This window comes from Kitasatospora sp. NPDC088391, assembly GCF_044753345.1.
Lineage (GTDB): Bacteria > Actinomycetota > Actinomycetes > Streptomycetales > Streptomycetaceae > Kitasatospora.
Window position 1 is genome coordinate 752,163 of sequence record NZ_JBIVNB010000002.1, and the last position, 22,126, is coordinate 774,288.

Genomic DNA, 22,126 nt, shown 5'->3' on the forward strand with positions numbered 1-22,126 from the left:
CATATGTGACCGGTCGTCGGAGGTAGGCTCACCTCTGCATCCGAATCACCGGGGGAGGGACGGGGCGTGGCGGAGACGCTCGGAGCACTGGTCCGCGAGTTACGGAAACGGGCCGGTCTGACGCAGTTCCAGCTCGCCGAGCGGGCCGGGTGCGGGGAGAGCACCGTCCGCCGGATCGAGACCGACCGGCCCTTCGACCACCGGCGCGGCACCATCAACCGCATCGCGGACGCGCTCGACGCCGGCCCCGGGGACCGCCACCGCCTGAACGCCCTCGGCGGTGGCACCGGCCCGGCCGCGCCGGAAGCCCCGGACGCCCCGCCGGAACCACTGCCACCGCTCCGGGAGCACGGCCCGCTCGCCGACGCCGCCGAGGAGTTGGCCCGCGAGAGCCGGCGGCGCTGGCGCCGCGAGGAGGCCCAGCACCGGGTGCACCACCCGTTCGCGCTGCCGGTGCGCTGGCAGCAGGTGCCGGCGGGAGTGGCCGACCAGTCGGCGAACGCCCTCCTGCAGGTTCCCGGCGAGACCCGGGCCGCCCCGGACCTCGGCGGCGACCTGAGGAGGGTCGCCGAGGTCTACCGGCGCATACCGTCCGGCCGACTGGTGGTCCTCGGGCGGGCCGGATCGGGCAAGTCGATCCTGGCCGTCCGCTTCGCCCTCGACCTGCTGGACGCCCGCACCCGCGGCGAACGGGTGCCGGTGATCTTCAGCCTCGGCGCCTGGAACCCGACCGCCGTGGCCCTGCGCGACTGGCTGATCGGCCGACTGCTGCGCGACTACCCGCACCTGGCCCGCCGGGTCGCCAGCGGCAAGACACTGGCCGCGGACCTGCTCGACGACGACCTGGTCCTCCCCGTCCTCGACGGGTTCGACGAACTCGCCGAGGGCCTGCGCGCCCCGGCCCTCGAAGCGCTCAACCTCTCCCGGCTGCCACTCGTCCTGACCAGCCGGCACGCCGAGTTCACCGCCGCCGTCCGGACGGCCCACGCCCCACTGGCCACCGCCGTCGTCCTGGAACTGCGCGACCTCGACCTCGACGACCTGCGCGACTACCTGCCCCGGACCGACCCGGCCTTCCCCCGTCCCGCCGACACCGACGGGCCGGACGCGAGCTGGGAGGCCGTCCTCGACCCCGCCCGGACGGCGGACCGCACCGGCCGCGCCAACCTCGCCACCGCGCTGCGCACCCCGCTGATGATCGCCCTCGCCCGCACCATGTACAGCGACCACCCCGAACGGCGGCCGGGCGAACTCCTCGACACCGCGCGCTTCCCCGACCCCGAGGCGATCGAGGAGCACCTGCTGGCCGGGTTCGTCCCCGCCGTCTACCGCCCCCGTCCCGCCGAACGGCTCGACACCGCCCGGCGCCGACCCGGACCGTGGGACGCGGAACGCGCCGAACACTGGCTCGGCCACCTCGCCGACCACCTGACCCGGCTCGGCCCCGAACGGCAGGACCTCACCTGGTGGGAGATCGGCACCAGCCTCGGCCGCACCCCGCGCACCCTGGTCATCGCCTTCCTGGCCGGTCTCGCCTTCGGCGTCACCACCGCGATCGGCAACCTCCCGGTCGACCTGGTCGCCACCACCCACGGCCTCCGGTTCGCCGTCGTCCGGGGCCTGCTGGTCGGCCTCCTGCACGGCCTCGCCGCCGGCACGCTCTTCGGACTCCTGTACCGGCACGCCCGCGCCGGCCTCAGACCCTCGCCGGTCCGCATGCGGCTCGGCCCCGGCACCCCGACGACCCGCCGCAACGCCCGCACCCGGTTCCTGATCGGCCTGGCTGGCGGAGCGGCCGGAATGGCACTGCTCATCCTGGTCGACGAAGGACTGGTGGCACCGCTCGGCCTCGCCGACGGCCAGGGCGCCGGGCTCACCGCCGGGCTGGTCTTCGTCGGCCCGATCGCCCTCTCGGTCGGCCTGGTCTTCGGCCTGATCGCCCTGTTCGAGGCCCCGGTCCGCACCGACTCCGTGGTCAGCCCCGCCGACCTGCTGCGCATCGAGCGCCGCAACGTCGTCTACCACCTGATCACCTGGGCACTCGTCCTCGGCACCGGCGTCGGCCTGGTCAACGGCATCGTGTACGGGCCGCTGCGCGGCTTCGAGGTCGGCCTGGTGTTCGGACTGGAGGGTGCGTTCGGCGCCGGTCTCGGCTACGGGCTGAGCCTGACCGCCTGGGGCCAGTGGGTGGCACTGGCCCGGATCTGGCTGCCGCTCACCGGCCGACTGCCCTGGGCGCTGATCGCCTTCCTGGAGGACGCCCACCAGCGCGGCGTGCTCCGCCAGGTCGGAGCGGTCTACCAGTTCCGGCACGCCTGGATCCAGAGCCACCTGAGCCGCAGCCACCGGCAGCGCCACGGTCGGCACCGACCCGGCCGCCCGGCGGAACAGCACCTGACGGAAGGGACACGATGAGCGCCGCACCCCGTACGCACCGCCCGCCCGGGCGCACCCGGCGCGCGGCCGTCGCCGCGACCGCCACCGCGCTCGTCGGCACCCTCGGAGCCGCCCCCGCGGCCGCCCGGCCCGCCGCCCCCACCCTCCGTTACACCTGCGTCTTCCCGACCATCGGGGGACAGGCCGTCACCGCCGTGATCTCCGCGGACATCCCGGCCGCCCTGCCGGCCGGCGAATCCAGCCCCGCCTTCGGAATCCGGGCCGCCGCCACCGTCGAGGCGTCCTTCACCCTCGGCCTGCGCTACGTCCTCGGGGTGCGCAGCATCGAGGGCTCCGTCGACGCCGACACCCGGGTCCTCGCCCCGCAGGGCGAGACCGCCGTCCCGGTCCACCTCGCCATCACGCCCACGCCCGTTCCCGCCGCAGGGGCCTTCGAGATCCCCGCGACCGGCAACGCGCCCCGGCTCTCCTTCACCCGCCCCGGTACCGGGCGGGTGACCGCCGGCAGCTTCGTCCTGCACCTCGTGCCCAAGGACGCCGACGGCAACCTGGCCGGGCCCGGCCGGGTCGACGTCCCCTGCACCTTGAACGCGGGCCAGGACAGCACCGTCGCCCCCTTCGAGGTCACCCCCGCGAAGGCCGTTCCCGCCCCGCCCACCGGCGCCCCGGCCCCGTCCTCCGCGACACCGGCCGACACCCCGTCGGGAACCGGAGCCCCCGCTGCCGCGAGCAGCGCCCCCGCCGACGGCACCCCGCCCGCTCCCGCCCCGCCCTCCGCCGCCCCTGACCCGACGGCCACCGGCACGACAGTCCCCGGCACGCCGGCCGCCACCGGCCCGACGGACGCCCGGCCGGTGTCGGCCGGCCGCGCCCCGGTTGCCGGCCCGCTCCTCGCCGCGCTCGCCGGGGCCCTCGTCGCCGCTGTCGCCGCCGCGGCCGTCCTCCACCTGCGGTCCCGCCGCCGCAGAGCACCCCGTCCCCCGGCCTGACCGTCCGGTGCGCAACGCCGCGGGGCCCGGCACCCCCGTGCCGGGCCCCGCGGGACGACGCCCCGTCAGACGGTGCTGCCGCGCCGCTTGCCGCGCTTGCGGCGCGGGTACGGGAACAGCCGCGGCGAGCGCTTCGCCGCCACGTCCTCGACCCAGCCGAAGAGCAGCACCAGCAGCCCCAGCAGCACGACGCCCACCAGCAGGGTGAGCCACTGGCTGGTCAGCAGCCAGCGCAGGTGGGAGTAGAAGAAGTCGACGTCCCACAGGTGGTCGATCAGCGGCACCGCCAGCACCAGCGCCGTCACGTGCCACAGGTAGACGCTGACCGCCCGCGCGTTCAGCAGGCTCACCAGCCCGTTCCAGCGCTCCAGCGGCTCCGGCCACTGCTCCCAGGACGGGCTGACGTGCAGCAGCAGCGCCACGAAGCCGAACGACCAGACCGCCTGCGCGATCGGCCACGCCTCGATGTCGGTGGACTGGGTCGGGTCGACCGGCCGGCTCTGCAGGTACCAGAAGCCCGCCACCATCACCAGCGGCGCGATCGAGGGCAGCACGTACTGCGGGATCCGCTTCAGCAGCCCCTCCTGGTGCGCCATGCCGAGGACCCAGCAGGAGCCGAAGGTGGCGAAGTCGTTGGCGGTCTCCCAGACCCGCTGGTAGACGAACTCCTGGTCCGGGAAGCAGCCGTTCATGACGATCACCATCGCCAGTGGGAACAGCAGCGTCGGCACCGGGAAGCGGCGCAGCGCCTTCAGCAGCAGCGGCGACAGCAGCACGTACCAGAGGTAGGCCCGCAGGTACCACAGCGGCACCACCAGCTGGGTCGCCCAGCCCGACTCCACCAGGTGGCCGAAGCCGCCCAGGCCCTCGTCGGCGTACGGCGGGGTGCTCAGCGGCAGCACCCAGAACGCCAGCTTCGCCCACCACCAGGTCGGGTGGCCGTCGGCGTGCGGGCCGCCGCCGTCGGCCACCTGCAGGACGACCACCAGGCCACCGAACAGCCACATCGGCGGCAGCAGGCGGCGCAGCCGGCCCCGGACCACGCCGAGCGCGGGGCGGCTCAACGAACGGGCCATCAGCGAGCCCGCCAGCGCGAACATCACGCCCATCGACGGGAAGAGCAGCGGCAGCCAGAACCAGCCGAAGTTGTGGTAGAGCACCACGCGGACCAGCGCCAGGGCGCGCAGCAGGTCCAGGTAGCGGTCGCGGCCGCCCTTGCGCACCGGCTCCACGGGCTCCGCGGGGTGCCCGCTGTCCTCGGCGTACTCGCGGCGCAGCTGCTCGGGGATGCGCAGCGCCAGGGTGTCCTGGTGGCCGCCGAAGTTCACCGGCAGGCGCAGTGCCACGGTGTCCTGGTGGCCGCCGCGGCTGTCGCGGCCGTCCCGCCCGTCGCGGCCGCCGTGTCCGTCCCGCCCGTCGCGGCCCTGGGGCTCGGCAGGTGACGCCATGTCAGACCTCCACCGGCGCGGCGGAGACCTCGCCGGTGCGCCGCAGTTTCTGCCAGCGCAGCCGGCCACCGGTGAGCGCGGTGATCGTGGACTGCAGCAGGACGATGTACATCAGTTGCCGGTAGACCACCTGCTGGAGCGGCAGGCTGATCAGGTGCCAGGGCTTCTCGCGGTCCAGCCGGAAGGCGTACCAGGACAGCACCGACTGGAGCAGGATGAAGCCGCCCCAGCTGGCCAGGGTGATCGGGGCGTCCGCGAACAGCACCCCGTACAGCAGGAACAGGTCGACCAGCGGCGCCAGCAGTGGGGCGACCACGCCGAACAGCACCACCAGCGGCAGGCCGATCCGGCCGAACCGGCCGGCCGGGCCGGTGGCGACCACGGCGCGCCGGTGCTTCCACATCGCCTGCATCGAGCCGTAGCTCCAGCGGTACCGCTGCGACCACAGCTGCTGCAGGCTGGCGGGGGCCTCGGTCCAGGCCCGGGCGCGCTCGGCGTAGACGACCCGCCAGCCCGCGCAGAGCACCGCCATGGTGATGTCGGTGTCCTCGGCGAGGGTGTCGTCGCTCATCCCGCCGGCCTGCCGCAGCGCCTCCTTGCGGAACGCGCCGACCGCGCCGGGGATGGTCGGGATGACGTTGAGCACGTCGTACATCCGGCGGTCCAGGTTGTGGCCGAGCACGTACTCGATGTGCTGCCAGGCGCCGATCAGGCTGTCCCGGTTGCCGACCTTGGCGTTGCCCGCGACCGCGCCGATCGCCGGGTCGGCGAACGGCTGGACCACCTCGCGGACGGTGGACGGCTCGAAGACGGTGTCGCCGTCCATCATCACCACGATGTCGTGCGAGGCGGCGGCGATGCCGGCGTTGAGCGCGCTGGGCTTGCCGCCGTTGACCTTGCGGATCAGCCGGACGAACGGCAGGTCCATCTCCTCGACGGCGTCCGCGGTGCCGTCGGTCGAGCCGTCGTCGATGACGATCACTTCGATCGGGTAGTCGCTCGCGGCCAGCGAGTTCAGCGTGTTGGCGATGCACTCGATCTCGTTGTACGCCGGGACCAGCACGGTGACCGGCTCGGTCACCGGCGGCCCCCACTGGTCCTTGCGCTTGGCGCGGCGGGCGTGCACCGGGGCCAGCACCAGCATCAGCGCGAACCGGCCGAAGTTCAGGAAGCCGACCAGGGCGAGCATCCCGACCAGCAGCGGCAGGGTGACCACGGCGGCGTGGGTGGCCCAGATGAAGCCCTTGCCCGCCCACAGCTGGAAGCCGTGCACCGGCACCATCGCGCTGGACGCGCCGAGCGCGTCCGAGACGGTGGTGAAGCGGTAGCCCTCGCCCTGCAGCTTGACGATGATCTGTTCCAGCGCCTCGACGGTCTCGGCGCGGTCGCCGCCCGCGTCGTGCAGCAGGATCAGCTCGCCCGCGCCGGGCCTGGTCGGCATCGCGGACTTGACGATCTCCTCGACGCCGGGGCGCTTCCAGTCGTCGGTGTCCCGGTCGATGAACGCGGTCAGGTAGCCGTGCGCGCCCACGTACTTGATGACCGGGTAGTTCCAGTCGTCCATCGCGGAGGCGTCGGAGGAGTACGGCGGCCGGAACAGCGAGCTGTGCACGCCCGCGACGCCGGCCAGCGCCAGTTGGGTCTGGGCCAGCTCCCAGCTGATCCGGGCGTGCGACTGGTAGGCCAGGTCGGGGTGGGTGAAGGTGTGCAGGCCGATCTCGTGGCCGCCCGCGACGATCTTCCGGATCAGCTCCGGGTTGCGGGTGGTCATCGAGCCGGTGACGAAGAAGTCCGCGCGCACGTCGTGCTTGGCCAGCACGTCCAGGATCTTCGGCGTCCAGTCCGGGGAGGGGCCGTCGTCGAAGCTCAGCACCACCGTCTTGTCGGGGATGCGGTAGCTCACCGGGTGGGCGTTCTTGCTGCCGCGGGCGTCGATCACCGGCCCGCCCTTGAGCAGCTCCGGCGGCACGGTGTCCTTGTCGACCGACACCGCGATCCGGGTGTCGTGGAACACCTCGTTGGTGGCCAGGCCGCGCAGCACGAGCAGCACCAGCAGGCAGGCCAGCAGCGACAGCGGCATGAAGAAGCGCAGTGGCGGCGCGGCCAGTCGGCGCGGCCTGAGCAGGGACTGCCGGCGGCGCTGGTGGCGGGACAATGGTGCTCCTGGGAGGGCGGTGCGGACGTTCGGGGGTGCTGCTCCGAGAAGCGGGTCAGGGGTGCTTGGACGCGGCGCCGGTGGGCGCCGCCCCGCGCAGCCCGGCCGTGGAGGCCGTGGAGGCCGTCGACCTGGCCGGGGCGCTGGGCGAGTTCTTCGGCTTGGCGGGCGAGGAGGCGGCGCCCCCCGGCTTCGCCCCCGGGGAGGCGCTCGGCGCGGGCGTGCTGGGCACGGCCGAGGGCGAGGGCGCCGGGGCGGCCGGGGACTGCGCGGGCTGCGGCGGTATCCCGAGTGCCGGGGCGTCCGCCTGCATGCCGACCAGGCTGCCGCCCATGGCGACCGCCAGCACCGCGCCGACCAGCGAGACCGGCCAGCCCAGACCGCGCAGCAGCCGGCCGCGCAGGCCCGAACCGTCGACGAACACCGGCTCGGGGAGCGCCTCTTCGGCTTCGAGGTTCGTACCGGATGGAACGGGCTCCGCGGCAGGCACCGATCCGGCTTCGGGAGAAGTCATGACAGGGCGCATGGTGCGGGCCTTTCGGAGCGCGGCCCTCGGGCCGCGGGAGATTAGGGCGAACGCTAGTCCACGGACCTGAGGGGACCCTTAAGGGAATGGGTACTATGTCTGCTTTTACGGCGATCTGACGCAGTGTTGTAATCGGATCGAGACCACTACCACCACGTACCGGTACAGACCTGTGCACGGACCGTTGACCTTGGCTCATGCACGTCAGCGAGCGGACGGGGCAAGGGCGGTGACCCTTGCGCGCCCCGTTAGGATGACCGCCTCACCGGAACGGCCGTCGACGCCCGCGCAGCGGACGGGCCCACCGCACCGCCGCGCCACCCAAGGAGCCCGAGTTGAGCCAGCCCCGCCGCCTCCCCCGCCGCCGCGCGCGGAGCGTGCTCGCGCTGTCGGCCCTGCTGTGCGCGCTGGCCGCCTGCTCCTCCGCCCCCGCCACCGGCGGCGCGGCCGCCGGAGCCAAGGACGGCGCCGCGAAGGACCCCGCCGCCGGCGCCTCGCCGACGCCCACCGGCCCGCCCGGGACGCTGTTCGACACCTTCCACTACACCGGCGCCGACGACCCCGCGCTGACCGCGCACGGCTGGGAGGTCCGCTCCGGCGCGGGCGGCCCCGGCATCAAGGACACCTGGTCCGCGGCCGGCGCCGGCTTCCCCGCCGACTCCACCGCCCAGGGCGGCCGGACCATGCAGCTGCGCTCCACCACCGACGGCACCAAGCAGGGCACCCGGCAGGTCGAGGTGCTGACCACCGGCACCAACCTGCTCAACGGCACCTACGCGGCCCGGATCTACCTCAGCGACAAGCCCGCCACCGGCCGCACCGGCGACCACGTCGTGCAGACCTTCTTCCCGATCTCGCCCGCCGACACCTCGCCGAACTACAGCGAGCTGGACTTCGAGTACCTGGCCAACGGTGGCTGGGGTGCGCCCGGCCCGCAGCTCGACACCACCAGCTGGTTCAAGGCCGACCCGCCGGACCGGGTCACCAAGCCCACCAAGCAGGCGTTCGGCGGCTGGCACCTGATGACGATCACCGTGATGGACGGCAAGGCCACCTACGCGATGGACGGCAAGGACCTGTACACCAGCTCCGGCAAGTACGTCCTGCGCGAGAAGGTGGACGTCCACTTCAGCAACTGGTTCATCGACCTGCTGCCCGCGATCGGCGGCAGCCGCAGCTGGGACATGAAGGTCAACTGGTTCTACTACAAGGCCGACCAGGCCGTCCCCGCGGCCGAGGTGCAGAAGACCGTCGACGCCTTCTACGCGGCCGGCACCGACTACGTGAACACGGTGCCGAAGTCCTGAACCGGTGCCGGCCCCCGCACGGGGGCCGGCACCGGGCCGGGGCCCCGGGTCAGTGGTTGGCCGGGATCACCGAGGTCAGCCAGGTGAAGATGCCGGGGACCATCGGCTTCCACACGTCGCTGCTGTGCGCGCCGGTGGTCTCCTGCACGGTCACGGTGGTCGGCGCCTTCGCGGCGGCCTTCAGCGCCTCGCCGGCCTCCAGGCCGTCGCCCTTGTTGCCGCTGACGTAGAGCGCGGTCTTCGGCGGGGTCTTGGCGGACTTCAGGATGTTCAGCGGGTTGGAGACCTCCCGCAGGTGCGGGTCCTTCGCGGTCAGCGACTTGTCCTCGCCCGCCGGGTCGTTGTAGCCGGACAGGCTGACGCCCGCGCGGTAGCGGTCCGGGTGCTCCAGCGCCAGCTTGGCCGCGCAGTGCGCGCCCGCCGAGTAGCCGGCCACCGCCCAGCGGTCCGCCGACGGGTCGACCCGGAAGTTGTCCAGCACCATCTGCGGCACGTCCCGGGACAGCCAGGCGTCCGCGTTGACCTTGCCGGGGACGTCCGCGCAGCCGGTGTCGACGCTGTCGCCCAGCAGGTTGGTGCGCGGCGAGACCAGGATGAACGGGGCGACCTGGCCGCTCTGCATCATCGGCTTCAGCTGCTCGGAGACCCGCAGGGTGCCGAACCAGGTCTTCGAGGAGCCCGGCCAGCCCGGCAGCAGCTCGACCACCGGGAAGGTCTTGTCCTTGTACGCCGGGTCGTCGTACTGCGGCGGCAGCCAGACCAGCACCTCGCCGTCGACGCCGGAGACCGCGCCCTTCAGGTTGGTGGTCCGCACGTCGTTCGGCACCTTCGGGTCGCCGACCGGGTCGAACTTCTGGATCACCTTGCTGTGCTTGGCGTCGTTGCCGGGGGCGCCCGGCCCGCCGGACGCGCCGCCGGTCTCGGCCTGCACGTTCGGCACCGCGCGGACGTGGTTGCCGGTGCCCAGCAGGTCGTCCCAGCTGCCGTAGATCAGGTTGGCGTTGTTCACCATCACGAAGACCGTGGTGACCGCGGTGATCTGGCAGAACAGCAGCATCACGATCCTGGACAGTGCCTGGACGGGACGCGGGCCCCGGACCCGCCCCCACAGCAGCAGCGCCACCGCGATCGAGACCGGCACCAGGACGATCGTGAGGAGGAGGAACGGGGTGCCTGTCAGCTGCATCGGGGTCTCTCGAATCGGGTCGTCCGGCCGTCCGGGGCACGGTCCCCCGGTTCGCACATCACACTTGTCAGACTGCGTCAAACACACGATCAGTTGCTGCCGACACCCGGAGAAACCTGAGAGGAACATCACGTTTTCGTGAGAATCCGCTGTGCGTTCGTGGCTCAGTCTGCCAGTTCGCCGACGGCCGACCTCCACTCGGGCGGACCTTTTACCGAATCCAGGAGCATTCATCACGTGACCACAGCCAGCGGCTCCGGCCGCCCCGTCCTGCCGAACCTGCTGGGCCTCGGCCCCCGCGCCGAACGGCGCCGCCGCACGCTGCCCGCCGGGGTGCTCCGCCTGCCGACCATCGGCGTGGACATCGGCGGCACCAAGGTGGTCGCCGGGGTCGTCGACGGCGAGGGCCGGGTGCTGGACCGGGTCCGCGCCGAGACCCCCGACAAGAGCAAGAGCCCCAAGGTGGTCGAGGACGTCATCGTCGACCTGGTGCTGGAGCTCGCCGACAAGCACGACGTGCACGCCGTCGGCGTCGGCGCGGCCGGCTGGGTCGACGCCGACCGCTCCACCGTGCTGTTCGCCCCGCACCTGAACTGGCGCGGCGAGCCGCTCCGGGAGGCGCTCAGCTCCCGGCTGCGGTTCCCCGTCGTGGTCGAGAACGACGCCAACGCCGCGGCCTGGGCCGAGTGGCGGTTCGGCGCCGGCCGCGGCGAGGAGCAGATGGTGATGATCACCCTCGGCACCGGCATCGGCGGCGCGGTGGTCCGGGACGGCCGGGTCGACCGCGGCCGGTACGGCCTGGCCGGCGAGTTCGGCCACATGCAGGTGGTGCCCGGCGGCCACCGCTGCCCGTGCGGCAACCGCGGCTGCTGGGAGCAGTACTCCTCCGGCAACGCGCTGGTCCGGGAGGCCCGCGAGCTGGCCGCCGAGGAGTCCCCGGTGGTCCAGCCGCTGCTGGCCCGGGCCGGCGGCACCCCGCTCGGCATCACCGGCCCGCTGGTCACCGCGGCCGCCCGGGACGGCGACCCGGTCGCGGTGGAACTGCTCTACGAGGTCGGCCGCTGGCTCGGCGTCGGCCTCGCCAACCTGGCCGCCGCCCTCGACCCCGGCCGCTTCGTGGTCGGCGGCGGCGTCAGCGAGGCCGGCGACCTGCTGCTCGGCCCCGCCCGGGACGCCTTCCGCCGCACCCTCACCGGCCGCGGCTTCCGCCCCGAGGCCGAGATCGTGCCCGCCGCCCTCGGCAACGAGGCCGGCCTGGTCGGCGCCGCCGACCTGGCCCGCCAGGTCGCCCGCCGCTTCCGCACCGTCAAGCGCCGGCGCGCCCTGACCGACTGACCCGCCGTTCGTTGACGGCGTGTCAACATCCGGTGAAGCCGCCGCGGTTGGCCGAACGACCGGTTGTCCGGTGCACGGCGGGTGTGGGAGAACGGGGGACCGACGCCGTCCCTGGGAGGCCGCATGCGTGCCCGCACCCGTCTCGTCCCCGTCCTCGCGCTCGTCACCGCCACCGGGCTGCTGGGCGCCGCCGCGCCGGCCCGGGCCGGGCAGGCCCCGCCCGGCAAGCAGCCGGAGGCCGTCGGGTGGGGCGGCGCGGTGTCCAGCGTCGACGCCGACGCCACCGCCGCCGGGCTGGAGGTGCTGCGGCGCGGCGGCAACGCGGTGGACGCCGCCGTCGCCACCGCCGCCGCGCTCGGCGTCACCGAGCCCTACTCGGCGGGCATCGGCGGCGGCGGGTACTTCGTCCACTACGACGCCCGCACCGGGAAGGTCGAGACGATCGACGGCCGGGAGACCGCGTCCCGGACCGCCGACAGCACGCTGTTCCAGGAGAACGGCACCCCGCTCCCGTTCGCGGACGCCGTCACCAGCGGCCTGTCCGTCGGCGTCCCCGGCACCGCCGCCACCTGGCAGGAGGCGCTGCGCCGCTGGGGCAGCCGGAACCTGGACGAGGTGCTGAAGCCCGCCGAGCGGATCGCCGAGCGCGGCTTCACCGTCGACCAGACCTTCCGCGACCAGACCGCCGGCAACCAGGCCAGGTTCCAGGACTTCCCGGCCAGCCGGGCGCTGTTCCTGCCGGACGGGCAGCTCCCGGTGGTCGGCTCCACCCTGCGCAACCCCGACCTGGCCGCCACCTACCGCGAACTCGGCCGCACCGGCACTGCCGCGTTCTACCGCGGCCCGATCGGCGCCGACGTGGTCCGCGCCCTCCAGCACCCGCCGGTCGACCCGGCCTCCGGCCGCAACGCCCGCCCCGGGAAGGTCGACACCGCCGACCTGGCCGCCTACCGGGTCCGGGTGCAGGACCCCACCCACGTGAACTACCGGGGCCTGGACGTGTACGGCATCGCCCCGTCCTCCTCCGGCGGCAGCACCGTCGGCGAGGCGCTGAACATCCTGGCCGCCAACGGCGCCGCGCGGCTCACCGACCCGGCCGCCTACGACCACCAGTACCTGGAGGCCAGCCGGATCGCCTTCGCCGACCGCAACCGCTGGGTCGGCGACCCGGGCGCCGTCCAGGTGCCGACCCGGCAACTCCTCGACCCCCGCTACGCCGCCGCCCGGGCCTGCCTGATCGACCCGGCGCACGCGCTGACCAGCCCGCTCGCCCCCGGCGACCCCTACCGCCCGGCGGCCTGCGCGAGCAGCGGGCAGCCCGCCGCCGAGCCCTACGAGGGGCAGAGCACCACCCACCTGACGGTCGCCGACCGCTGGGGCAACGTGGTCGCGTACACCCTGACCATCGAGCAGACCGGCGGCAGCGGCATCACCGTCCCCGGCCGGGGCTTCCTGCTCAACAACGAACTCACCGACTTCGACTTCGCGCCGCTCACCCCGGGCGTGCCCGACCCCAACCTGCCCGGCCCCGGCAAGCGGCCGCGCTCCTCGATCTCGCCGACCGTCGTGCTCAAGGACGGCAAGCCCTACCTGGCGCTCGGCTCGCCCGGCGGCGCGACCATCATCACCACCGTGCTCCAGGTGCTGACCAACCGGGTCGACCGCGGCCTGACGCTGGAACAGGCCATCGCCGCGCCCCGGGCCAGCCAGCGCAACACCGCCGCCACCCAGGCCGAACCCGCCTTCCTGGCCTCGCCCGAGGCGGCGCGGCTGCAGGCCCTCGGCCACGTCTTCGCCGCCGTCCCGGAGATCGGCGCCGCCACCGGCGTCGAACGGCTCCCCGACGGCCGCTGGATCGCCGCCGCCGAACCGGTCCGGCGCGGCGGGGGAGCGGCGGCCGTGCTGCGGCCCGCCCGCTGACGGACCGTCGGCTGCCGGGGGCTGTCGGCCCCTGGCGGTATGTTCGGACGGGGCGCCCGGCCCGCGTGCCGGGGCCCCGTCCGTCCGCACCGCCGAGGGAAGGCCGCCGTGACCGTCCGCATCGCCACCTGGAACATCAACTCCGTCACCGCCCGGCTCCCCAAGCTGCTGGAGTGGCTGGAGTCCGCCGAGCCGGACGTGCTCTGCCTGCAGGAACTCAAGTGCGCCACCGACGCCTTCCCCGCCGAGGCGATCGCCGAACTGGGCTACGAGTCCGCCGCGCACGGCGACGGCCGGTGGAACGGCGTCGCCCTGCTGTCGAGGATCGGCCTGGCCGACGTGGTCCGCGACCTGCCCGGCCAGCCCGGCTACCTCGCCGAGGACGCGCCCGCCGCGGTGGTCGAGCCGCGCGCGATCGCCGCGACCTGCGGCCCGGTCCGGGTCTGGTCGGTGTACGTGCCCAACGGCCGCGAGGTCGACCACCCGCACTACCGCTACAAGCTGGAGTGGATGGCCGCGCTCCGCGACGCCGTCCGCGAGGACGCCGCCGGGGCGCGGCCGTTCGCGGTGCTCGGCGACTTCAACGTCGCCCCCGCCGACGAGGACGTGTACGACCGCGCCGCCTTCGAGGGCCTCACCCACGTCACCGAGCCCGAGCGGGCCACCCTGACCGCCCTCCGGGAGACCGGCCTGCGGGACGTCGTCCCCCGCCCGCTCAAGTACGACCGCCCGTACACCTTCTGGGACTACCGGGCGCTGGCCTTCCCGAAGAACCGCGGCATGCGGATCGACCTCACCTACGCCAACAAGCCCTTCGCCGAGGCCGTCACCGACACCTACGTCGACCGCGAGGCCCGCAAGGGCAAGGGCACCTCCGACCACGCCCCCGTGGTGGTCGACCTCGACCTCTGACGCCCCGTCGGTTCCCGACGCCCCGTCAACTGCGCCGTACGCCCTGCTCGGAGGGCGTACGGCGCTCTTTCCGCCCCGGTATTCTCTGAGTGTATAGACGCGGAGTGTACGCGCGGCGTAGGCTCCGATCATGAGCGTTCCCCTCACCCTGCTCGGGCTCCTCGAACGCGAGCCCAGCCACGGCTACGACCTCAAGCGCGACTACGACGCCTTCTTCGGGCGCGGCAAACCGCTGCCCTTCGGCCAGGTCTACGCGACCCTCGGCCGCCTCGCCCGGGACGGCAAGGTGGTGGTCGGCGAACCCGAGGCCGGCGACGGCCCGGACCGCAAGCGGTACGTGATCACCGACGCCGGGGCCACCGAGTTCGAGGACTGGCTCCGCGAACCGGTCGCCGCCGAACCCCACCTGCAGACCGTGCTGTTCAGCAAGGTCGTGCTCGCCCTGATGCTCGGCCGCGACGCCGAGCAGTACCTCGACACCCAGCGCGCCGCCCACCTGCGGCGGATGCGCGAACTCACCGCCGTCAAGCGCACCGGCAGCCTGGTCGACGCCCTGCTCGCCGACCACGGCCTGTTCCACCTGGAGTCCGACCTGCGCTGGATCGACCTCACCACCGCCCGACTCGACGCCCTCGCCGCGGAGGTGACCCAGCGATGAACCCGCTGATCGAAGCCCGTGCCGTCACCCTCGCCTTCGGCGAGACCCCCGCCCTGCGCGGCGCCGACCTCGCCGTCGAGGCCGGCGAGATCCACGCCGTGATGGGCCCCTCCGGCTCCGGCAAGTCCACCCTGCTGCACTGCCTGGCCGGCATCCTCGCCCCCGACAGCGGCGAGATCCGCTTCGACGGCCGCCGGATCGACAACCTCGGCGAGCAGGAACGCAGCACCCTGCGCCGCGACTCCTTCGGCTTCGTCTTCCAATTCGGCCAGCTCGTACCGGAACTGACGGCCGAGGAGAACGTCGCCCTGCCGCTGCTGCTCGGCGGCGCCAGGCGCGCCGCCGCCCTCGCCCGGGCCCGCGCCTGGTTCCCCCGGCTCGGCCTCGACGGCCTGGAGGGCCGCCGCTCCGGCGAGCTCTCCGGCGGCCAGGCCCAACGCGTCGCCCTGGCCCGCGGCCTGGTCGCCGAACCGCGCGTGCTGTTCGCCGACGAACCCACCGGCGCCCTCGACTCGCTGACCGGCGAGCACGTCATGGACCTGCTGGTGGAGGCCGCCCGCGGCCAGGGCACCACCGTCGTCCTGGTCACCCACGAGGCCCGGATCGCCGCCTACGCGGACCGCGAGAGCATCGTCCGCGACGGCCGCGCCACCTCGCTCACCGGAAGGCTCACCCCGTGATCCGCCTCGGCCTGCGGCTCGCCGTCAGCGGCGGCCGCGAAGCGCTGCTCCGCCTGCTGGTCACCGCCGCCGCCGTCGCCATCGGCGTCGGACTGCTGCTCACCACCCTCGCCGCCATCAACGCCGTGCACACCCAGAACGACCGCTACGCCTGGTTCAACACCGGCTTCACGGCCGCCTCCCGGGTCGCCCCCGCCGATCGGGAGGCGGCGGGGGCGACGGTCTCCGGTAGTACGGCGGGGAGTTCCGCCTCCGGCGGGGAAGCGGGTGCGGGGACGACGGCCTCCGGCGGTGCGGCGGGGAGTTCCGCCTCCGGCGGGGAAGCAGGTGTGGGGAGTTCCGCCTCCGGCGGGAAGGCGCCGATGTGGTGGCTGACCCGGCGCGACAGCTTCCAGGGCCGGGAGATCGGCCGGGTCGACGTCGCCCTCACCGGGGCGTCCGCCGCGACCTCGCCCGGGGTGGACCGGATGCCCGCCGACGGCGAGTACTACCTGTCGCCCGCGCTGGCCCGGCTGGCCGACGCCACGCCCCCCGAGCAGCTCGCCGACCGCTTCGGCGGCCACCGGATCGGCATCCTCGGCAAGGACGCGCTGCCCGCCCCCGACAGCCTGGTCGCCCTGGTCGGCCGGGCCCCGCAGGCGGTCCGCGCCCTCCCGGGCGCCGCCCTGGTCGACCGGATCGCCACCACCTCGCCCGACCACTGCGACGACTGCGTGGTCGGCATCAAGTCCAACGGCACCTCGCTGATCCTGACCGTCGCCACCGGCGCCCTGGTCTTCCCGGTGCTGATCCTGATCGGCACCGCGACCCGGCTCACCGCCACCCAGCGCGAACGCCGCTTCGCCGCGATGCGCCTGGTCGGCGCCACGCCGAGGCAGGTCTCGGTGGTCTCCGCCGTCGAGGCCGTCGCGGCCGCCGCCGCGGGCGTCGCGCTCGGCTTCCTGCCGCACCTCGCGCTGCGCGCCCCGGTCGCCGGGATGTCGCTGAGCGGCGACCGGTTCTTCCCCTCCGACGTCACCCTGACGCCGCTCCAGGTCCTCGCCGTCGCGCTCGGCGTCCCGCTGGCCGCCGCCGTCGCCGCCCGGATCGCGCTGCGCCGGGTCCGGATCTCCCCGCTCGGGGTGAGCCGCCGGGTCACCCCGAAGCCGCCCCGGGCCTGGCGGGTGGTCCCGCTGCTGGCCGGCCTCGCCGAACTCGCGGTGTTCCTGGTGTGGCACCCCGGCTCCGTCCCCGGCCAGATCCGCGGCTACCTGTCCGCGTTCGGCCTGATCATGCTGGGCCTGGTGCTCTCCGGCCCCTGGCTGACCGGCCGGACCGCCGCCCTGCTGGCCCGCCGCACCCAGCGCCCCGCCACCCTGATCGCGGTGCGCCGGCTCGCCGACAACCCGACCGCCGGGTTCCGGGCCGTCAGCGGCCTGGTGCTGGCCCTGCTGGTGATGACCGCGACCGTCGGCATCATCGGCACCATGACCGCCGAACGCGGCCGGGTCGAGGGCGGCCCGCAGTTCGACAACGTGCTGACCAACGACCTCAGCACCGGCTACCGGCGGGACGGCCTGCCCGCCGCCGCCGGCCGCCCCGCCCCGTCCGGCCTGGTCGACGCCCTGCACGCCGTCCCCGGCGTCACCGGCGTGCTGCTGGTGCACCCCCTCGACGCGCCGGTGCCGATCCACGTCGCGGACAGGACCGCCGCCGACGAGACCGTCGCCGGCGAGACCGTGGACTGCCGTGACCTGGCGGCCGTCGGGGTGTTCGGCCACTGCGCGCCCGGCGCCGCCACCGCCTACGTGCCGTTCGTCTGGAGCGGCTTCGTGGACTACTCCGCCACCGAGTGGCCCGCCGCCCCGTACACCGCCGAGCAGCTCACCGCCCGCCCCGTGGTCAACGTGGTGGTGAGCACCGACGGCTCGCAGGCCGCGGTCGAACACGCCCGGACGACGGTGGACGCCGCCTACCCGGCGATCCGGCAGTCGACCACGCTGGCCGAGGGCCGCCGACTGGCCGGCAGCGAACTGAGGGCCTATCAGCAGCTGGCCGGCGTGGTCATCCTGGCCACCTTCCCGATCGCGGGCTGCAGCCTGGCCGTCGCGGCCGCCGCCGGACTCGGCGAGCGCAAGCGGCCGTTCAGCCTGCTGCGGCTGACCGGCGTCCCGCTGCGGATGCTGCGCCGGGTGGTGCTGCTGGAGTCCGCCGTCCCGCTGCTCGCGGTCTCCGCGGTGGCGGTCGGGGTCGGACTGCTGGCCGCCGACCTGTTCCTGCGCTCGCAGCTGAAGTACACGCTGCACCCCCTCGACGCGGGCTACTGGCTCGCGGTCGCGGCGGGCCTGGTCGCCGCGCTGGCCGCGATCGGCGCGACCCTGCCGATGCTGCGCCGGATCACCGGACCGGAGACGGCGCGCAACGAGTGACGGACCGTCGGAAGTCGTTCGGGCCCGGAGGAAACCCCGGACCGAACGGCCCCGAACGGCCCCGAGGTGTCGCCGGGGCGGACAGCACTGCCTAGCGTGGGCGGCAACCGGGAGTAGCGGGATGCACACGGAGCCGCCCCCTCCCGCCCCGACCCCCTGGAGGTACGGCATGCGCCCGACGCGCACCGCCGCCGCCGCTCTGCTCGGCACCACCGTCCTGCTCGGCCTGGCCACCGCCGCCCCCGCGTCCGCGAAGGGCAGCGAACCCGCCTGGGTCACCCCCGCGCAGGCGCAGCCCGGCCAGTCCGTCGCCGTCAGCGTGACCTGCGCGAGCAGCACCGAGAAGAGCGTCACCGCGACCTCGGCCGCCTTCGCCGGCGGCTCGACCACCCTGAGCGTGGGCCCCGACGGCAAGTACTCCGGCAACGCCACCGTCATCTCCGAACAGGAGATGGCCACCGCGATCGCCAAGCGCAGCACCTCGGACTCCTCCTGGGGCATCGACGGCAAGTGCCCGAACGGCGACTCCTTCGTCGGCGCGGTCGCCGTCGCGATCGCCTCCGCCGGGAGCGGCGGCGCGGCCGGGGCGGCCGGGGCCGGCGTCTGGGAGGGCGCCCGGGTCCCGCACGGCGGCGTGGAGACCGGGCTCGGCGGCTCGGTCGGCGTCGACGGCGGACGGATCGCGGCGGGCGGCGCGCTGGTCGCCGCCGGGATCGGCGGGTTCTGGCTGCTGCGCCGGCGGGGCGCCGCCCGCCGGACCCCCTGACCGCCGCCACCGCGACGCGCCCACCGCACGCGGCCGGCCGCCCGTCCCCGCGGCCGGCGACGGAACACGACAGCGGGCGGCGCCCACCGACGAGGTGGGCGCCGCCCGCTGTCGTGCCGTCAGACCCGCGGCGGTTCCTCCTGCGCGGTGCGCGCCAGGGTGCCGGTGGTCAGCAGGTACTGGCCGACCAGGTAGGTCAGCATGATCAGGAAGCCGTGCGCGGGCAGGTGCTTCCAGCCCGCCAGGTCGGTGGCGATCAGGGTGTCGGAGAGCAGGAACAGCGCCCCGCCCAGCCCCGCCCGCCAGTGGACCTGCGCCGCCGTCACGGCGGTGGAGGCCAGCAGCAGGCTGTAGACCGCGACCGGGACGCGCATCCCGGCGTCCAGCCCGGGCCAGAGCAGCACGATCAGCACCGCCCAGGCCGCCGCGTAGCCCGCCGCCGTCAGCAGCAGGCGGCGCCGGTCGGCGAACGCCCCGAGCTTCCCGAACATCGTGACGTAGCAGACGTGTCCGGCCGCGAAGGAGCCCATCCCGGCCAGGAAGGCGACCGTGCCGCCGACCTCCAGCAGGATGTCGCCGCCCGCGCCGAACAGCAGCGCCGGGACCAGCAGGCGCGGCGTTCCGGGCCGGGCGAGCGCCCACACCCAGGCCGCCAGCAGCGGCATCAGCAGCGGCTTGGTGGCGTACTGGACGGGCGTCAGGTGGACGGCGATCGCCAGCAGGTGCACGGCCGAGACGGCGGCGAAGGCGGTCAGCAGGACCCGCGCGGTGCGCGGGTCGCGGGCGGGGGTCATGCGGGGGCACTCTCCGGTCCGGCGGCGGGGGCGGGGGGATCGGTACGCGGCGCGGGCTGCCAGCCCGGGCCCTTCACCAGGTGGCGCAGCCGGTCGCCCCAGGTCGTCGCGGAGCGGACGTCCCGGGCGATCGAGGCGTACTCGTGGGTGGCGACCCTCAGCGGGTTGAAGGTGCCGATGTTCTTGGTCAGGCCGTACACCGGGCGCTCGGCCTCCGCCGCGAAGGAGCCGAACAGCCGGTCGAAGACGATCAGGATGCCGCCGAAGTTGCGGTCCAGGTAGCCGCCCTGCGAGGCGTGGTGCACCCGGTGGTGCGAGGGCGTGTTGAAGACGTACTCGACCGGGCGGGGCAGCTTCCCGATCCGCTCGGTGTGGATCCAGAACTGGTACACCAGGTTCGCCGAGGAGCAGAACGCCAGCGCCGCCGGGTGCACGCCCGCCAGGATCATCGGCACGTAGAACACCCAGGTGGTGGCCGAGGTCCAGGGCTGCCGCAGCGCCGTCGACAGGTTGTAGTGCCGGCTGGAGTGGTGCACCACGTGGCAGGCCCACAGCACCCGGATCACGTGGTGGCCCCGGTGCGACCAGTAGTAGAAGAAGTCCTGCGCCAGCAGCATCAGCGGCACCGTCCACCACAGCACCGGCACCCGAAGGGGCGTCAACTCGTACAGGAACGAGTAGATCGCCACGATCGGGATCTTCCACCCGGCGTCGAACAGCAGCGAGCCCAGCCCCATGCCCAGGCTGGTCGCGGTGTCCTTCGCGGCGTAGCCCTGCTCGTCCTCGTCCGGATGGAACCGGTAGGAGACGATCTCCAGCACGGTGAGCAGCACGAAGGCCGGTATCGACCAGAGCACGACGTTGGGCAGGTTCGGCATGCCCGGAACCCTAGGCGACGGCGGCGGCCTGCGGAAGAGGTTGTTACCGGCGCGTAGCCACCGGTTCGGCGACTACTCTTGGGGACGACATGGAGCGGCACGAAACAGCCGCCGGCGCCCCGACGGCGGCCGGCGGGACGGGGATGGGGCGCACCGCGGGGGCGGGGCTGTCCGTCGTTGCCGCGCGCCCGGACGCCGCCGGGGCCGGGCCGGCCGAACGGTTCGCCGCCACTGCTCTCGCTCCTGCCGCTGCCTCCGTTGCCGCCGCCGCCGCGCTGGCCGAGCGGTTCGCCGCCGCCGACCCGGCCGCCGCCGACCTGCTGGCCGCCACCGCCTTCGGCGCGTACGGCGCCCGCCACCTCGGCGGCGCCCCCCGGCAGGCCGAACCCGCGCCCGGCACCAGCTGGTGGCACGGCCCGACCGCGCACCACACCACCTCGCCGCTGTTCCGGCCGCTCGGCTACCGCCGGATACGCCGGGAGCCCGCCGCCGCGCCCGCCCGCCCCACCGGCGGCGGCCGCCACCGCAAACCCGAACGCCCCGCCGACGACCGCTCCGCCGGCACCGGACTGCGCACCGCCGCCCGCCTCCTGATGGCCCGTCCGCTGGTCACCGCCGACGGCCCGCACGGCGCCGCGCTCCCGCTGATCCGCCGGCACGCCGAGGACCTCGCCGAACGCTTCGCCACCCTGCTCGGCTACCGGCTCACCCTCGGCCCCGCCCACGCCCGCCTGCACAAGGCCCCGCTGCCCGGCCGCGGCCTGCCCGGCCTCGACCCCGCCGGGTACGCGGCCCTGGCCCGGGCCCTGGCCGACCCGGCCGCCCCCGCCCCCGCCGCCGTGCGCGCCCTGCTCGACGACTGGCGCCCGCCCGCCGAACTCGCCGCCGACCTGCTCACCGCGCCCCCGCTGCCCGCCGTCGGCCCCGAGGTCGCGGTCCGCCGGCTGCTCGCCGAGACCCCCGTCGTGCTGCTCGACGACCTCGCCCCCGCCGAACGCGCCCACCTGCTCGACGCCGCCCCCGCCGAGACCGAGCGGTTCGCCGACTTCCTCGGCCTCACCGCCGAGATCCGGGCCGAGGGCGTCGCCCTGCTCGACCCCGCCGACGAGCTCACCGACCTCGCGCTGCCCGGCCCCGGCACCCTCGCCCAGGCCGCCCTGCTGCTCGCCGAACGCCTGGTCGAGGACCTCCGCCCGGTCGACGCCGACACCGCCCCGCCCGCCGTGCTGATCCCCGACGCGCTGATCGACGGCACCCTCGGCGACATCACCGACGACTACGGCATGAGCGCGGGCTGGGACGCCGGCTACCTGGCCGACCTCGCCGCGTTCCGCCGCGACGCCCTCGACCTGCTGCACCGGATGGGCCTGGCGGCCCCCGCCGGACGGAACTGGCTGCTGCGCGCCCCCGCCGCCCGCTACGCCCCGCCGGCCGCGACCGGGCCCGCGGTCGGCTCGGGGCGGCACTCCCGGCCCGCCGCTGCGGTCGCTGCCGTCAGCCGGTGAGCGGGTGGACCCGCTCGGCCACCGGGCGGTACTCCTGGACGGTCTCGTCGTAGCGGACCCGCTGCCCCTGGTGCAGGATGCGGCCGTCCTCGGTGTCGGCGAGCACCGAGTCGTAGTACACGGCGACCTCCGGGCCGCCGCCGTCCGGGGTGATGTAGCCGTAGGCGTGGTGGATGTTGAACCACTTCACGGTGCCGGTCTGCATGGCGGGACTCCCTTCGGGCCGGTCACCCCAGTCTCCGCCCGGCCCGTCCGGCCCACC

At 74.6% G+C, this 22,126-nt stretch carries 18 protein-coding genes; 11 read left to right on the top strand and 7 right to left on the bottom strand.

Annotated elements, in window-relative coordinates; translation table 11 throughout:
- The first annotated feature begins 66 nt into the window (after positions 1-66).
- Positions 67-2,415, top strand: a complete 2,349-nt coding sequence (locus ACIQBJ_RS07770; RefSeq protein ID WP_400705272.1) for a helix-turn-helix domain-containing protein — start codon at positions 67-69, stop codon at positions 2,413-2,415.
- Positions 2,412-3,386: a DUF6801 domain-containing protein gene (locus tag ACIQBJ_RS07775; RefSeq protein ID WP_400705275.1), complete on the top strand. Its 975-nt coding sequence runs from the start codon at positions 2,412-2,414 to the stop codon at positions 3,384-3,386. Before ACIQBJ_RS07770 ends, ACIQBJ_RS07775 begins: the two co-directional genes overlap by 4 nt.
- Before the next feature lie 65 nt (positions 3,387-3,451).
- Here the strand turns inward: ACIQBJ_RS07775 and ACIQBJ_RS07780 are convergent, their stop codons facing one another.
- The 3 genes from ACIQBJ_RS07780 to ACIQBJ_RS07790 are packed head-to-tail and all read right to left on the bottom strand — an operon-like array spanning position 3,452 to position 7,503.
- On the bottom strand, positions 3,452-4,834 hold the full coding sequence (locus ACIQBJ_RS07780) for an acyltransferase (protein WP_400705278.1): 1,383 nt from the start codon (positions 4,832-4,834) through the stop codon (positions 3,452-3,454).
- Position 4,835: 1 nt separating this feature from the next.
- A complete protein-coding gene (locus ACIQBJ_RS07785; protein ID WP_400705281.1) occupies positions 4,836-6,989 on the bottom strand; it encodes a bifunctional polysaccharide deacetylase/glycosyltransferase family 2 protein in 2,154 nt (717 codons plus the stop codon).
- A 55-nt stretch (positions 6,990-7,044) separates the two neighbouring features.
- Entirely contained in the window at positions 7,045-7,503 is a 459-nt protein-coding gene (locus tag ACIQBJ_RS07790) for a hypothetical protein (RefSeq protein WP_400705284.1), read from the bottom strand.
- A 347-nt stretch (positions 7,504-7,850) separates the two neighbouring features.
- Here ACIQBJ_RS07790 and ACIQBJ_RS07795 point away from each other — a divergent pair, with 347 nt between their 5' ends.
- Entirely contained in the window at positions 7,851-8,822 is a 972-nt protein-coding gene (locus tag ACIQBJ_RS07795; protein WP_400705287.1) for a glycoside hydrolase family 16 protein, read from the top strand.
- A gap of 49 nt (positions 8,823-8,871) precedes the next feature.
- On the opposite strand, the gene ACIQBJ_RS07800 is transcribed toward ACIQBJ_RS07795, so the two are convergent.
- A complete protein-coding gene (locus tag ACIQBJ_RS07800; protein WP_400705290.1) occupies positions 8,872-10,008 on the bottom strand; it encodes an alpha/beta hydrolase in 1,137 nt (378 codons plus the stop codon).
- Positions 10,009-10,245: 237 nt separating this feature from the next.
- Between ACIQBJ_RS07800 and ACIQBJ_RS07805 the strand changes: the two genes are divergently transcribed.
- From ACIQBJ_RS07805 to ACIQBJ_RS07835, 7 genes are all read left to right on the top strand, one after another.
- Positions 10,246-11,343 carry an ROK family glucokinase gene (locus ACIQBJ_RS07805; RefSeq protein WP_400705293.1) on the top strand — a complete coding sequence of 366 codons (1,098 nt, stop codon included), beginning with the start codon at positions 10,246-10,248 and terminating at the stop codon, positions 11,341-11,343.
- A gap of 123 nt (positions 11,344-11,466) precedes the next feature.
- Complete coding sequence (gene ggt / locus ACIQBJ_RS07810; RefSeq protein WP_400705296.1) at positions 11,467-13,263, top strand: gamma-glutamyltransferase; 1,797 nt, start codon at positions 11,467-11,469, stop codon at positions 13,261-13,263.
- A 108-nt stretch (positions 13,264-13,371) separates the two neighbouring features.
- Positions 13,372-14,175, top strand: coding sequence for an exodeoxyribonuclease III (locus ACIQBJ_RS07815; protein WP_400705299.1), 804 nt, complete (start codon positions 13,372-13,374; stop codon positions 14,173-14,175).
- A gap of 130 nt (positions 14,176-14,305) precedes the next feature.
- Entirely contained in the window at positions 14,306-14,833 is a 528-nt protein-coding gene (locus ACIQBJ_RS07820; protein ID WP_400705302.1) for a PadR family transcriptional regulator, read from the top strand.
- Entirely contained in the window at positions 14,830-15,513 is a 684-nt protein-coding gene (locus ACIQBJ_RS07825) for an ABC transporter ATP-binding protein (protein ID WP_400705305.1), read from the top strand. The genes ACIQBJ_RS07820 and ACIQBJ_RS07825 overlap by 4 nt, the downstream gene beginning before the upstream one ends.
- Positions 15,510-17,921: an FtsX-like permease family protein gene (locus tag ACIQBJ_RS07830; protein ID WP_400705308.1), complete on the top strand. Its 2,412-nt coding sequence runs from the start codon at positions 15,510-15,512 to the stop codon at positions 17,919-17,921. The genes ACIQBJ_RS07825 and ACIQBJ_RS07830 overlap by 4 nt, the downstream gene beginning before the upstream one ends.
- 169 nt (positions 17,922-18,090) lie before the next feature.
- A complete protein-coding gene (locus tag ACIQBJ_RS07835) occupies positions 18,091-18,687 on the top strand; it encodes a hypothetical protein (RefSeq protein ID WP_400705311.1) in 597 nt (198 codons plus the stop codon).
- Between the two features lie 119 nt (positions 18,688-18,806).
- On the opposite strand, the gene ACIQBJ_RS07840 is transcribed toward ACIQBJ_RS07835, so the two are convergent.
- Positions 18,807-19,481 carry a lysoplasmalogenase gene (locus tag ACIQBJ_RS07840; protein WP_400705314.1) on the bottom strand — a complete coding sequence of 225 codons (675 nt, stop codon included), beginning with the start codon at positions 19,479-19,481 and terminating at the stop codon, positions 18,807-18,809.
- A complete protein-coding gene (locus ACIQBJ_RS07845; protein ID WP_400705317.1) occupies positions 19,478-20,359 on the bottom strand; it encodes a sterol desaturase family protein in 882 nt (293 codons plus the stop codon). Before ACIQBJ_RS07845 ends, ACIQBJ_RS07840 begins: the two co-directional genes overlap by 4 nt.
- 89 nt (positions 20,360-20,448) lie before the next feature.
- Here ACIQBJ_RS07845 and ACIQBJ_RS07850 point away from each other — a divergent pair, with 89 nt between their 5' ends.
- Positions 20,449-21,864 carry a DUF2398 family protein gene (locus tag ACIQBJ_RS07850; protein ID WP_400705320.1) on the top strand — a complete coding sequence of 472 codons (1,416 nt, stop codon included), beginning with the start codon at positions 20,449-20,451 and terminating at the stop codon, positions 21,862-21,864.
- Here ACIQBJ_RS07850 and ACIQBJ_RS07855 read toward each other — a convergent pair.
- Positions 21,854-22,069 carry a cold-shock protein gene (locus ACIQBJ_RS07855; RefSeq protein WP_400705323.1) on the bottom strand — a complete coding sequence of 72 codons (216 nt, stop codon included), beginning with the start codon at positions 22,067-22,069 and terminating at the stop codon, positions 21,854-21,856. The two genes, ACIQBJ_RS07850 and ACIQBJ_RS07855, sit on opposite strands and share 11 nt — an antisense overlap.
- Between the last annotated feature and the right edge of the window lie 57 nt (positions 22,070-22,126).